Source organism: Mycobacterium sp. OAE908, from assembly GCF_017872775.1.
GTDB lineage: Bacteria > Actinomycetota > Actinomycetes > Mycobacteriales > Mycobacteriaceae > Mycobacterium.
In genome coordinates this window covers 4,786,634-4,798,748 of record NZ_JAGGJL010000001.1, presented here as the reverse complement: position 1 = coordinate 4,798,748, position 12,115 = coordinate 4,786,634, and the positions used below count along the sequence as shown (strand labels likewise).

The 12,115-nt window shown below is 65.8% G+C and carries 13 protein-coding genes; 7 read left to right on the top strand and 6 right to left on the bottom strand.

The genetic code is table 11. From position 1 onward, the window contains the following. Positions 1–9: 9 nt before the first annotated feature. The gene (locus J3E61_RS23700) at positions 10–1,281 is read right to left on the bottom strand and encodes a bifunctional 3,4-dihydroxy-2-butanone-4-phosphate synthase/GTP cyclohydrolase II (protein ID WP_192720665.1); all 1,272 of its coding nucleotides are present in this window, start codon (positions 1,279–1,281) and stop codon (positions 10–12) included. 62 nt (positions 1,282–1,343) lie between these two features. Beyond that, positions 1,344–3,143 carry a VCBS domain-containing protein gene (locus tag J3E61_RS23695; protein WP_210085198.1) on the bottom strand — a complete coding sequence of 600 codons (1,800 nt, stop codon included), beginning with the start codon at positions 3,141–3,143 and terminating at the stop codon, positions 1,344–1,346. A 73-nt stretch (positions 3,144–3,216) separates the two neighbouring features. On the opposite strand from J3E61_RS23695, the gene J3E61_RS23690 reads away from it, so the two are divergent. Continuing rightward, complete coding sequence (locus J3E61_RS23690) at positions 3,217–3,669, top strand: hypothetical protein (RefSeq protein WP_210085197.1); 453 nt, start codon at positions 3,217–3,219, stop codon at positions 3,667–3,669. A 393-nt stretch (positions 3,670–4,062) separates the two neighbouring features. On the opposite strand, the gene J3E61_RS23685 is transcribed toward J3E61_RS23690, so the two are convergent. Then, positions 4,063–4,656 carry a riboflavin synthase gene (locus tag J3E61_RS23685; protein ID WP_192722352.1) on the bottom strand — a complete coding sequence of 198 codons (594 nt, stop codon included), beginning with the start codon at positions 4,654–4,656 and terminating at the stop codon, positions 4,063–4,065. 109 nt (positions 4,657–4,765) lie between these two features. On the opposite strand from J3E61_RS23685, the gene J3E61_RS23680 reads away from it, so the two are divergent. After that, positions 4,766–5,464 (top strand): LppX_LprAFG lipoprotein, encoded by a 699-nt coding sequence (locus tag J3E61_RS23680; protein WP_210085196.1) that lies wholly within the window; start codon positions 4,766–4,768, stop codon positions 5,462–5,464. Further along, positions 5,464–7,029: an MFS transporter gene (locus J3E61_RS23675; RefSeq protein WP_210085672.1), complete on the top strand. Its 1,566-nt coding sequence runs from the start codon at positions 5,464–5,466 to the stop codon at positions 7,027–7,029. The genes J3E61_RS23680 and J3E61_RS23675 overlap by 1 nt, the downstream gene beginning before the upstream one ends. A 4-nt stretch (positions 7,030–7,033) precedes the next feature. Here the strand turns inward: J3E61_RS23675 and J3E61_RS23670 are convergent, their stop codons facing one another. Then, entirely contained in the window at positions 7,034–7,186 is a 153-nt protein-coding gene (locus tag J3E61_RS23670; RefSeq protein ID WP_210085195.1) for a hypothetical protein, read from the bottom strand. A 148-nt stretch (positions 7,187–7,334) separates the two neighbouring features. Here J3E61_RS23670 and J3E61_RS23665 point away from each other — a divergent pair, with 148 nt between their 5' ends. From J3E61_RS23665 to J3E61_RS23650, 4 genes are read left to right on the top strand one after another with little or no spacing between them, the layout of a single operon-like run. Then, complete coding sequence (locus J3E61_RS23665) at positions 7,335–7,898, top strand: type 1 glutamine amidotransferase (RefSeq protein WP_210085194.1); 564 nt, start codon at positions 7,335–7,337, stop codon at positions 7,896–7,898. Positions 7,899–7,944: 46 nt separating this feature from the next. Beyond that, positions 7,945–8,994 carry an ABC transporter permease gene (locus J3E61_RS23660; RefSeq protein WP_210085193.1) on the top strand — a complete coding sequence of 350 codons (1,050 nt, stop codon included), beginning with the start codon at positions 7,945–7,947 and terminating at the stop codon, positions 8,992–8,994. Positions 8,995–8,997: 3 nt separating this feature from the next. Continuing rightward, positions 8,998–9,990, top strand: coding sequence for an ATP-binding cassette domain-containing protein (locus tag J3E61_RS23655; RefSeq protein ID WP_210085192.1), 993 nt, complete (start codon positions 8,998–9,000; stop codon positions 9,988–9,990). A 32-nt stretch (positions 9,991–10,022) separates the two neighbouring features. Continuing rightward, positions 10,023–10,457 carry an ester cyclase gene (locus J3E61_RS23650; RefSeq protein ID WP_210085191.1) on the top strand — a complete coding sequence of 145 codons (435 nt, stop codon included), beginning with the start codon at positions 10,023–10,025 and terminating at the stop codon, positions 10,455–10,457. On the opposite strand, the gene ribD is transcribed toward J3E61_RS23650, so the two are convergent. Both ribD and rpe read right to left on the bottom strand, forming a co-directional pair. Next, the gene (ribD, locus tag J3E61_RS23645; protein WP_210085190.1) at positions 10,438–11,439 is read right to left on the bottom strand and encodes a bifunctional diaminohydroxyphosphoribosylaminopyrimidine deaminase/5-amino-6-(5-phosphoribosylamino)uracil reductase RibD; all 1,002 of its coding nucleotides are present in this window, start codon (positions 11,437–11,439) and stop codon (positions 10,438–10,440) included. The genes J3E61_RS23650 and ribD overlap by 20 nt on opposite strands. Further along, positions 11,436–12,113 carry a ribulose-phosphate 3-epimerase gene (gene rpe / locus J3E61_RS23640; RefSeq protein WP_192720675.1) on the bottom strand — a complete coding sequence of 226 codons (678 nt, stop codon included), beginning with the start codon at positions 12,111–12,113 and terminating at the stop codon, positions 11,436–11,438. The genes ribD and rpe overlap by 4 nt, the downstream gene beginning before the upstream one ends. Positions 12,114–12,115 lie beyond the last annotated feature (2 nt).

The window sequence follows — 12,115 nt, the reverse complement described above, 5'->3', positions numbered from 1 at the left end:
CTTCGGCGCTCACAGCGCGCCGCCGAATTCGCCAGGCACCGCTTCGTCGTAGTCGTCGAGGCCGACCAGATCGTGACCCATCCGGTCGCGCTTGGTCATCAGATAACGGATGTTCTCCGCGTTCGCCCGCACCGGTAGCGGCACGCGCTCGATGATGTGCAGCCCGTAACCGTCGAGGCCGACCCGCTTGGCGGGGTTGTTGGTCAGCAGTCGCATCGACCGCACACCGAGATCCACCAGGATCTGCGCGCCGATACCGTAATCGCGCGCGTCGGCGGGCAGGCCGAGTTTGAGGTTCGCGTCGACGGTGTCGTCGCCCGCGTCCTGCAGCTGATACGCCTGCAGCTTGTGCATCAACCCGATGCCGCGCCCTTCGTGACCGCGCATGTACAGCACGACACCACGACCCTCGCGGGCGACCATGGCCAGCGCGGCGTCCAGTTGCGGACCGCAATCGCAGCGCCTGGAACCGAACACGTCGCCGGTGAGGCACTCCGAGTGCACCCGCACCAACACGTCGTGCCCGTCACCGTGGGGCCCTGCGATATCGCCACGGACCAGCGCCACATGCTCGACGTCTTCGTAGATGCTGGTGTAGCCGACAGCGCGGAACTCACCGTGCCGGGTCGGGATGCGCGCCTCGGCGATGCGCTCGATGTGCTTCTCGTGCTTGCGCCGCCACTCGATCAGGTCGGCGATCGAGATCAGCGCAAGTTCGTGCTCGTCGGCGAAAACACGCAGCTCATCGGTCTGCGCCATGGCGCCTTCGTCCTTCTGGCTGACGATTTCACAGATCGCACCTGCCGGCTGCAAACCAGCGAGACGGGCGAGGTCGACGGCGGCCTCGGTGTGGCCGGGACGGCGCAACACGCCACCGTCCTTCGCGCGCAGTGGCACCACATGCCCCGGCTTGGTGAAATCCTCAGCGACGCTTGACGGATCGGCGAGCAGACGCATGGTGGTAGCTCGATCAGAAGCCGAAATACCCGTTCCCACACCGTTTTTCGCATCGACCGTGACGGTGTATGCGGTACCGTGCTTGTCCTGGTTGACCGCGTACATCGGAAGCAGTCCAAGACGGTCGCAGACCTCACCGTCCAGTGGCACGCAGAGGTAACCCGACGTGTAACGGACCATGAACGCGACAAGCTCGGGAGTGGCCTTCTCGGCGGCGAAGATGAGGTCGCCCTCGTTCTCGCGATCCTCGTCGTCGATGACGACGACGGCCTTACCCGCGGCGATATCGGCAACCGCTCGCTCGACGGTGTCCAGCCTCGTCATCACATCAGTATGAACCACGCCGGCTGGATAGTTATTGCCACTCCCCTGACCTGGGCATTGACCTAGATGGTCAGGGTGATCGGCACGTTGCCTCCATGCCCGTCGGACATGGTCACGACGAAGGTCTTACCGCTCTCCGTCCCCAGGCTGACGAGCGTGACGGTGTTGCCCAAGACCACCGGCACGTTCACCAAGCCTCCCGACGGCAGGGACGTGACGGCCAGCGTCAGCGTGTCGCTGTCGGCATCGGCCATGCCGTTGACGGTCCACGTCTTGGTCAGGTTCAGCAGACCGCTGCTGGACTTGCTCACACTCGTGTACGTCGGGTTGGTGTTCTGCGGTGTGACGTCGACCGTCTGCGTGAACGTCTTCACCCCGCCATAGCCGTCGCTGACGTTGATCGTGACAGTGTCCTGCTTGGTGGCCGTGCTCGCGCCGTCGGCGGCCGCGGCGTGGCGCGCCGTCAACGTCGGGGTGTAGGTGAAGTTGGCGCCGGTGAAGGTCACGGTGCCCTTACCCGCTGTTCCGCTGTAGGCCAGCGTGTCGTTGTCGGCGTCGGTCACCGACACCGCGCCCGTGATCACGCCGTTCGAGCCCGGGCTGTTGAAGGTGGCGGTTCCGGTCGGGACCGCATTGGTTGCGCTGATCGTAACCTGAACTGTCGCAACGGTAATCGACCTGCCGTTGGCATCGGTGCCCTTGATGGTGAACGAGTCGGTCTTGTCGGCGTCGGTGGCAGTCAGCTTCGCCGCGGCATGCCGCGCTGCGTCGGTGGGCGTGTAGATGAAGCCGCCAGTGGATGTGACGAACACGCTGCCCTTGGAGGACGGGCCGGTGCCGACGCTGTAGGTCAGCAAGCCGTTGTCGCCTGCCGGGACGTTCAGGCTGCCGCTGTACGCGCCGGTCGTCGGGTTGGTGCTGGTTCCGGTTACCGCGATACCGAGGTCGGCCCCCACTGAAACGGTCGTCTGCACCGAACCGCCCGGGTGACCGTCGTCGACGGTGACCACGAACGTGTCCGTGTGCGTCGGGATGCCCAGCACGTTGCCCGACACGGCGGGCACGTAAGTCCAGTCGCCGGTGGTCTGGTTGAGGGTCACGATGCCGCCCAGGCTGGTGAACGCCGACGTGGCGGTGGCACCCGCGGAGTTGCCGTTCGCCAGGCTGAAGGTGCGCCCGGCGCCGGTGAGGTCGTCGAGGTCGACCACGGTGAAACCACCGCGCACCACGCCGATGGAGTCGCGCGGACCCTGAGTCGCAGTGGGCACCGGGGGCAGATCGATGCCGGTGCCGACATAGTTGATGTTGATTGTTTCCGCGGTGGTGTGGCCATTCGGGGCGTAGGGGTGATCGACCGCCCCGCCGCTGTCGTCGATGGTGACGGTGAAGCTGTCGGTGCCACCGTCGCGCGACAACAGCGTGTTCGGGGTGTAGACGTACGACGTGCCCACGAACGCGACCGTGCCCTTGGTCGGTGGTGTGGTCACCGTGTACGTCAGCGGGTCACCGTCGGGATCCGTTGCCGTTCCGATGTCGCCGACGACGGTGCCCGTCGGCAATTGCAAAGGCGTGGAAGGGGTTCCCGCGACCGGAACGTGGTTGGTTGCGAGTTCGGTCAAGCGTTGGTACGCGGCGATCACCAGCATGTAGAGCGGAATCGCGATCGGGTTCGGAACCGGACCTGAGAGCGCCGTTTGCAGCGCCTTGCCCAAGACCACGAAAACGGCCAGCGCCACCTTGGTCGGCGAAACGCCGGGCACCGTGGGGTACGGCGGCAACGTGATGGTCGGCAGGGCGGGTGCCGTCGTCGTCGACGCGGTCGACATGGTCATCATCCGCGCGGCAGGCGCGACCGTCGCCACTTCGGTCTTCGCCTCGGCGTTTTGCGTTGTGGCGCTTAGTGTTTCGGCAGTCTCTGGCTTACCCTCGACAGGCTTGGCCGCGACGGTCTCCGCTGTCGGGGTGGCGGTCTGCTCGGTAGTGGTGGTGGATGACTTCTGCTTGCCCTCGGTCTCAGAGGTCTGCGTGGCGGGAGTCGTGGTGCTCGAACTGGTCTCGGTCGGCTTCGGCTTCTCCGTTGTCGGTTCGGTCGTGGACTGCGTCGACGTTCCAGATGATGACCCTTCGCCCGAGACGGTGGTCCCCGAACCGCCCGAGGCGCTGATCGATGAGGTCGGTCCGTCGCCGGATGTTGTTGTCGTCGAACCGGAGGTCGTGCTACCGGACGTCGTCGTCGACGTTTCCGTACCTGTCGTGGTGGTTGTTGAAGTACCGGAAGTCGTTGCGCCCGAAGCGCTACCGGTCGTCGGGTCCGTCTTCGTTCCGGTGTCGGCATTCGCAGAAGGGTCCGATTGGCCGTCGCCCGTGCTGGCGGATGCGACGCCATGACCCGTGGCGACCGCCATTCCCAGTCCGACGGCGAACGCTAACCCGCTGGCACGGTTGGCCCGACTCGGCCGTTTGGCATGCCTGCCACGCCTAGCTGACGCCATTGCGTGCTCCCGACTCCCCCGAGTGACGGTTCATGGGACCCCGGAAGCCGGGGCGGTGCTGCTAATTAACTGCGGCGAAACTTAACATGATCGTCAATATCTGGGCAAGCACATTTCGCAAACCATCCGCGCGTGTCCGCGTTTTTGCATTTGGACGGGTATCCGGCGCTGAGCTGCATGAACCACAGTGCGGATCCTTGAACGCGGGAAGTTGCGGCAAAGCGACACCAAAATCGCAGCAGATAGTGTATTGGCGGCCAAAGTTGGTAGCCGCTGGTCAGGTGGAGCGCTATTCCGTTCCCATGAGCCGCTCGACGTACTTCGCGATGATGTCGACTTCGAGGTTCACCCGAGTGCCGACTTCTGCCCTGCCCAGCGTCGTGAGACCCAGCGTCGTCGGGATCAACGACACCTCGAACCAGTCATGACCAAGAGCCGAAACCGTAAGGGAGACACCGTCGACGGTGATCGAACCCTTCTCGACGACATAGCGGGACAGCGCTGTCGGCAATGCGATCCGGACGACTTCCCAGTGTTCGGACGGCGTTCGCGCGATGACATGCCCGGTGCCGTCGACGTGTCCCTGCACGATGTGTCCGCCGAGGCGGCTGTTGACTGCGGCGGCGCGCTCCAAGTTCACCTGGCTGCCCACGCCCACGCCGCGCAGACTCGACCGGTTCAGCGTCTCGCCCATCACGTCGGCGCTGAACGCACCATCCGGCAGCACCTCGACCACGGTGAGGCAGACGCCGTTCACCGCGATCGAGTCCCCGTGTCCCGCATCGGAGGTGACGACGGGCCCGCGGATGACGAAGCGCGCCGAGTCACCAAGCTCTTCCTTGCCGACGACCTCGCCCAGCTCTTCGACGATTCCGGTGAACACGCCGACGAGCCTAGCGTCCCGCCGAAAGTCCAGTTCGAAAGCCACGATTGCATTTCGGCCGGCACCACGCGAAACGCGTACGGACAGGCGCACCCTCTACGATGCACTCATGCAGACGCGCCTCTTGGCCATCTTCGCCGCCCTTTTCGCCACCGTCGCCCTGATCGCGGGGTGCTCCTCGAAATCACAGGACTCGTCCAAGGAGCTCCCGGACGCCGCGACCCTGCTCAAGGAGTCCAGCGAGACCACCAAGGCCCAGTCGAGCGTCCACCTCAAGCTCAGCGTGCAGGGCGAGATCAAGGAACTGCCGATCGAGACCCTCGAAGGCGATCTGACGAACAAGCCAGCCGTCGCCGCCCAGGGGACCGCCAACATCATCTTCTTGGGCCAGCGCCTCGAGGGGGTCGACTTCGTGGTCGCCGATGGCAACCTGTTCGGCGCCATCACCAAGGGCAGCTTCCAGGACTTCGGACCTGCCGCCGACATCTACGACGTGTCGGTGCTGCTGAACCCTGACGCCGGGCTGGGCAATGTGCTGGCCAACTTCTCCAACCCCAAGGCCGACGGCCGCGAGACCATCGCCGGCATCGACGCGGTCCGGATCACCGGGACCGTGAGCGCCGACGCCGTCAACAAGATCGCGCCCCAGATCGGCGCGACCGGACCCGTTCCCAGCACCGCGTGGATCCGCGAGGACGGCAACCATGAACTCGTGCAGGCGAAGCTCGAACCGACACCGGGCAACAGCATCACGATGACATGCACCGACTGGGGCAAGTCGGTGACCGTCACCAAACCGACGGTCTGATGCGCTCCTCGCGCAGAGTCGCGATCAGCGCCGGCAGCCTCGCGGTGCTGCTAGGTGCCCTCGACACCTATGTCGTGGTCACGATCATGACCGACATCATGAAAGACGTCGGGATCGGGATCAACCAGATCCAGCGGGTCACCCCGATCGTCACCTGGTATCTACTCGGCTATATCGCGGCGATGCCGCTGCTTGGCCGGGCCTCGGACCGGTTCGGCCGCAAGCTGGTGCTACAGGTGAGCCTCGCCGGGTTCGCGCTGGGCTCGGTCGTCACCGCGCTTTCGAGTGATCTTTTTCAGCTCATCATCGGGCGTGCCATCCAGGGCACCGCCAGCGGAGCGCTGCTGCCCGTCACGCTGGCGCTCGCCGCCGACCTCTGGTCCGCGCGCAACCGCGCTGCCGTGCTCGGCGGCATCGGTGCCGCCCAGGAGCTGGGCAGCGTGCTCGGACCGCTCTACGGCATCGCGGTGGTCTGGGCGCTGAACACCTGGCGCGACGTCTTCTGGATCAACGTGCCGCTGACCGCGGTCGCGATGGTGATGATCCACTTCAGCCTGCCGTCGCGGGAGAAGACCGACAAACCCGAGAAGGTCGACGTGATCGGCGGCATCCTGCTCGCGATCACGCTTGGCCTGGCCACTTGGGGCCTGTACAACCCCGCCCCCGACGGCAAGCAGGTGCTGCCGAGCTATGGCCTGCCGCTGCTCATCGGCGCCGCGATCGCCTGCGTGGCGTTCTTCGTGTGGGAGAAACTCGCCCGCACCCGGCTGATCGAGCCGGCCGGTGTGCACTTCCGGCCATTCCTCGCCGCGCTCGGCGCATCGCTGACCGCGGGCGCGGCGCTGATGGTCACGCTCGTCAACGTCGAACTGTTCGGCCAGGGCGTGCTCGGGCTCGACAAGAACGGAGCAGCCGCCCTCCTGGTCCGGTTCCTGATCGCATTGCCGATCGGCGCGCTGCTTGGCGGCTGGATCGCCACGAAGGTCGGCGACCGGATCGTGGCGTTCGTCGGCCTGATGATCGCGGCAGGCGGCTACTGGCTGATCTCCAAGTGGCCCGTCGACCTGCTTGCCGCGCGCCACGACCTCGGTTTCATCAGCCTGCCGACTCTCGACACCGACCTCGCGATCGCGGGCCTGGGCCTCGGCCTGGTGATCGGGCCGCTGACATCGGCGACGTTGCGCGTGGTGCCTGCAGCCCAGCACGGCATCGCCTCGGCGGCCGTGGTGGTGTCGCGGATGATCGGCATGCTGATCGGGATCGCCGCGCTGAGCGCGTGGGGGCTCTATCGCTTCAACCAGCACCTGGCCAGCCTGCCCGCCGGCACCGGCAACAACCTCGTCGAACGGCTCGCCGCGCAGGCCGCCCGAGTCCGCACCGCCTATGTCATGCAATACGGCGAGATCTTCGGCATCACGGCGCTCGTGTGTGTGATCGGTGCCCTGCTGGGCCTGCTGATCGCAGGCAGGCACGAGCACGCCGAGGAGATTGCGCCCCTGCCCGAGGCCGAGCAGACGCCTGTCGATGAAGAGGTTGCGAGGCCGGGCCGACACCGGCAGGACTAAGCGCTCAGCAGCGCTCGAGTCCGCGGCGCAGCAGCGCAGGCTCGTCGGTCTTTGCCGGCTCTTCGGCGGTCAGGTTCCGCCAGGCGTCGCAGATGGCTGTCTTGAGGCCTCGCGGATCTACGGGTCGGGTACTGAGCCAGTCCTGCAGTGCAGTCACGCTCGTTTTCCTTTGTTAGTGCTCACCAGGCGGCAACTCTCGTCGGTGAAAGCGCTTTGGTACGAGTGTACCGACGGCAACGCCCTGATTGGTTGCTCGCCGCGCCGGGTACGCGTGCGATAGCCAACAATTTGAAGGGAGGAAATTCATGCCAAGTTCACTGAAAGGCAAGACTATTGCGTTCCTCGTCGCCCCCGAAGGAGTCGAACAGGTCGAGTTGACCGAGCCCTGGAAGGCCGTCGAGCAGGCAGGCGGCACACCCGAGTTGGTGTCGACGGAAGTCGGAAAGATCCAGGCGTTCAACCACCTGACCCCGGCCGACACGTTCGAGGCGGACAAAGCGGCCGATTCTGCCTCCGCGTCGGACTACGCCGCACTGGTGTTGCCCGGCGGAGTGGCCAATCCCGATTTCCTGCGCACCAACGACGCGGCTGTTGCGTTCGTGAAGAGTTTCTTCGACGCGGGCAAGCCGGTCGCGGTGATCTGCCACGGCCCCTGGACACTGATCGAGGCCGACGCTGTCCGCGGCCGGACCATGACGTCGTGGCCGAGTGTGGCGACCGACCTTCGCAACGCAGGCGCCAATTGGGTCGATGACGAAGTTGTCGAATGCTCGCGTGGGCCAAACACGTTGGTGTCGAGTCGCAAGCCCGACGACCTACCCGCGTTCTGCCGGACCCTGGTCGATGCGTTCGCCAAGGAGAAGTCATAACCCCAACTCCGCCCGCAATTGTTAAGGCGTCGGTAATCTCGCGGACATGCTGATCGCCGCGCTGCGCGACATGCAGTGGCGGAAACGGCGCTTCGTCATCGCAATCCTGTCCACGTCCATCATCTTCGCGATGACGCTCGCGCTGACGGGGCTTGCGAACGGCTTTCGGGTGGAGGCTGAGAAGACTGTCGATGCGCTTGGCGTAGATCTCTTCCTCGTCAAGGCCGGCGCCTCCGGGCCCTTTGTCGGCGCAACGCCGTTCGCGCCTGTCGACCTGCAACGGATCGCAGCCACCCCCGGCGTGAGCGCGGCCGCTCCGCTTGCCTACGCCGGGGGTACGGCCACGCTGGGCGACACGACCCGCAACGTCGACATCTTCGGTGCACCGGAGAGCGGGCCAGGGATGCCTGCGGTTTCAGAAGGTCGGCCGCCGAGGACGCCCGATGAGGTGGTGGTGTCGACCACGCTCGGCCGCAACATTGGTGACGACGTCGAAATCGCTTCGCGCAGACTGCACATCGTCGGCCGCGTCGAGAACTCGACGGCGCTGGCCAACCTGCCGAATGTGTTCCTCACCACTCAGGGCGCGCAGCAGTTGGTGTACGGCGGTCAACCGCTCGTCGCCTCCATCGGCATCCGCGGAACACTTGCGCAGATACCCGCCGGTTATCGCGGCATCGATCGAGCGGGCGCGGTCGCCGATCTCCTTCGGCCGTTGAAGGTGGCTGTGAATTCGATCACGATCGTGGCGGTTCTGCTCTGGGTGGTGGCGGCGCTCGTGGTCGGATCGGTGATCTATCTGTCGGCGCTCGAACGCCTGCGAGACTTCGCAGTCTTCAAGGCGATTGGCGTTCCCACGCGGAGCATCGCGGCGGGTCTCGCGATGCAGTCGGTGATCGTCGCGTTGCTCGCCGCGCTCGTCGGCGCGGGATTATCGATGCTGCTGGGCCCGTTGTTCCCCATGCAAGTCATCGTGCCCGCTTATGCTTTCGTCGCGCTTCCATTGGTCGCCGTCGTCATCGGTCTGATCGCCAGCGCGACAGGACTGAGCCGCGCGGTGTCCGTTGATCCAGCGCTGGCGTTCGGGGGTCCTTGAGCCATGGGCGATCTCAGCATTCAGGACCTCGTGGTCGAGTACGCGAGCGGCGCCGATACCGTTCGCCCGATTGACGGTTTCAGCCTCGACGTTGCCGCCGGTTCGCTGGTGATCCTGTTGGGTCCCAGCGGTTGCGGCAAGACGACGCTGCTGTCCTGCCTCGGCGGCATACTCAAACCCACTGGCGGTGCCATCAAATTCGGCGACGTCGACGTCACCGCCCTCGACGCACGCGGACTGTCGACCTACCGTCGGGAAACAGTCGGCATCGTGTTTCAGGCCTTCAATCTCGTCCCGAGCCTCACGGCGCTGGAGAACGTGATGGTGCCGCTGCTGGCCTCGGGCATGTCGCGCCGCGCCGCGTTCAAGAAGGCCGAACAGCTGTTGTCCCGCGTCGGTCTGCAGGATCGGATGTCCCATCGTCCGGGCGACCTCAGCGGTGGGCAGCAGCAGCGCGTCGCAGTCGCGCGCGCGATCGCTCTCGATCCGCCGCTGATATTGGCCGACGAGCCCACTGCGCACCTGGATTTCATTCAGGTCGAGGAGATCCTGCGGCTGATTCGCGAGCTGGCGTCGGGCGATCGAATGGTCGTCGTCGCAACGCACGACAGCCGGATTCTGCCGCTGGCCGACCGTGTCGTCGAACTCGTGCCGGACTTCGCGTCCACCGACCGGCCCCCCGAGACCGTGGAGTTGGAGGCAGGCGAGGTCTTGTTCGAGCAGGGCACGATGGGCGAGCTGATCTACATCGTCTCCGAGGGAGATCTTGAGATCGTGCGCGAATTGCCCAGTGGCGCAACAGAAATCCTGAAGGTCGTCAAACGCGGTGATTACTTCGGTGAAATCGGCCCGGTGTTTCATCTACCACGCAACGCAACGGCGCGGGCTTGCACCGACGCCACGGTGGTCGGGTATACCGTACGCGCCTTCCGTGAGCGTCTCGGCGTCGGTGGGGTGCGCGATCTGATCGAGCACCGCCCGCTGGAGGTGGACTGAACCAATCGGGAGGTAGCCCCGTTGGGATGGTTGTGCAAACCACGAATGAGTCACTTGCCGAAGGCGTGATCAGCGCGATGAACTCCAGGCAGTTGGAGCGAATCCGTGACCTGGTCACCGACGATTTCGTCGACCACGGCTCCCCCGTCTCCCTTCCGCCCGGACCCGACGGCTACATCGCGATCCTGACGTTCGTCACGACCGTGCTGCAGGTCCGCTACGAGGGGCACGACGTCGTCTCCGCTGGTGACACCGTCGCGATCCGTGCGACCGCCCATGGCGTCAATGCGGTTTCGCCACCCGGCGTCGACGTCACAGGGCGACCGTTCGCGATGAAGACCGCGCACTTCTTCCGCACTCGCGACGGCCGGCTGTGCGAGCACTGGGGAATCCGCGACGAGCTCGACGTCCTTTACCAGGTCGGTGCGCTGGCTCCGCCCGCGATCCCTATGCCGGCACCAGGCTGAGCAGCAGGTCGGGCCCGATCGGCTCGATGCCGTCGAAGCGCCACCGCTGCGCGTGCGCGATCGAGAGCACGCCGACGTCATCGACCGCGGTGATGGGTCCGCCCAACAGAATTGGCGCCACATAGGCCAGGATCCGGTCGATTGCCCCGGCCCGCAGAAACGCTCCCGCCAATGTCGGTCCGCCCTCGAGGATCACATCGGTGCGATCCGATAGGGCCTTGATCACCTCGTGTGGATCATGGGTGCGGATCACCATGGTGCGCGAGTCATCGTTGAGAACCCGTGCCTCGGAGGATATTTCGCGCTCACCGACGACGACGCGAAGGGGCTGGCGCACGGCCAGCGTGCCATCGGGCAACCGGGCGGTCAGCGTGGGGTCGTCGACGAACACCGTTCCGGTTCCGACGATGATGGCGTCGGCGGTCGCCCGACGGCGATGCACGTCGGCCCTGGCGGCGTCGCTGGTGATCCACTGACTGGTGCCGTCGGCGGCCGCGCTGCGACCGTCGACGCTGGTGGCGTATTTCCATGTGATGTGCGGAAGTCCGGTGCGTTGTTTGTGCAGCCATTCGCGTAGCGGCCCGCCCGCGACGACATCGGTCAATACGCCGGCTTCGACTTTGATGCCGGATGCGGCGAGCCGCGTCGCACCACCCGCGGCTTCTGGATTCGGGTCCGCGACCGCATAAGCGACGCGCGAAATACCGGCGGCGACAAGCGCATCCACACATGGCGGCGTCCTGCCGTAGTGGTTGCACGGTTCGAGCGTCACGATTGCGGTGCCGCCGACGGCGCGCTCCCCCGCCCTGCGCAACGCCACGACTTCGGCGTGCGGACCGCCGGGCGGTTCCGTCGCGCCCGCTCCTGCGATCTCGCCGTCGCGGTCCAAAATGACCGCCCCCACAGGGGGATTCGGGTATGTGGTGCCCTTGACCCGGTCGGCGTGCTCGACAGCCAACCGCATCGCGGCGTCGAGGTTCATAACGTCAAATGCTTGGATGCCGAGGCGGCCTGTCGGCGCAGCGATTCCACTGCGGCGGCCGGATCCTCGGCGCTGTAGACCGCCGACCCCGCGACGAAGCAGTCCACACCGGCCAGCGCCGCCTCTTCGATGGTGTCGGCGTTGATGCCCCCGTCGATCTCCACCACGATCGTCAGCTCGCCGGCGTCGACGAGCCTGCGCACAGTGCCGACCTTGGGCAGCACCTCCGGGATGAACTTCTGCCCGCCGAAGCCGGGCTCCACGGACATGATCAGCAGCGTGTCGAAGTGCGGCAGGATCTCCAGGTACGGTTCGATCGGCGTGCCTGGCTTGACCGAGAGCCCCGCTTTGGCGCCTGCCGCCCGGATGTCGCGGGCCACCCCGATCGGATTGTCGGTGGCCTCGGCGTGGAAGGTCACGTTGTACGCGCCTGCCTCGGCGTAGGGCGGGGCCCACTTGTCGGGGTTGTCGATCATCAGATGGCAGTCCATCGGGATGTCGGTTCTCTTGAGCAACGCCTCGACGACCGGCAGCCCGATGGTGAGGTTGGGCACGAAGTGGTTGTCCATCACATCGACGTGCAGCCAATCGGCGCCGGTCACCGCCGCGGCTTCGGCACCGAGTTCGGCGAAGTCGGCCGCCAGGATCGACGGCGCGATCAGGGGTTCTGCCATGG

Coding starts and splice junctions, on each gene's coding strand:
- J3E61_RS23700 (WP_192720665.1), bottom strand. CDS start 1,281: ATGACGAGGCTGGACACCGTCGAGCGAGCGGTTGCCGATATCGCCGCG.
- J3E61_RS23680 (WP_210085196.1), top strand. CDS start 4,766: ATGCAGACGCGCCTCTTGGCCATCTTCGCCGCCCTTTTCGCCACCGTC.
- J3E61_RS23675 (WP_210085672.1), top strand. CDS start 5,464: ATGCGCTCCTCGCGCAGAGTCGCGATCAGCGCCGGCAGCCTCGCGGTG.
- J3E61_RS23665 (WP_210085194.1), top strand. CDS start 7,335: ATGCCAAGTTCACTGAAAGGCAAGACTATTGCGTTCCTCGTCGCCCCC.
- J3E61_RS23660 (WP_210085193.1), top strand. CDS start 7,945: ATGCTGATCGCCGCGCTGCGCGACATGCAGTGGCGGAAACGGCGCTTC.
- J3E61_RS23655 (WP_210085192.1), top strand. CDS start 8,998: ATGGGCGATCTCAGCATTCAGGACCTCGTGGTCGAGTACGCGAGCGGC.
- ribD (WP_210085190.1), bottom strand. CDS start 11,439: ATGAACCTCGACGCCGCGATGCGGTTGGCTGTCGAGCACGCCGACCGG.
- rpe (WP_192720675.1), bottom strand. CDS start 12,113: ATGGCAGAACCCCTGATCGCGCCGTCGATCCTGGCGGCCGACTTCGCC.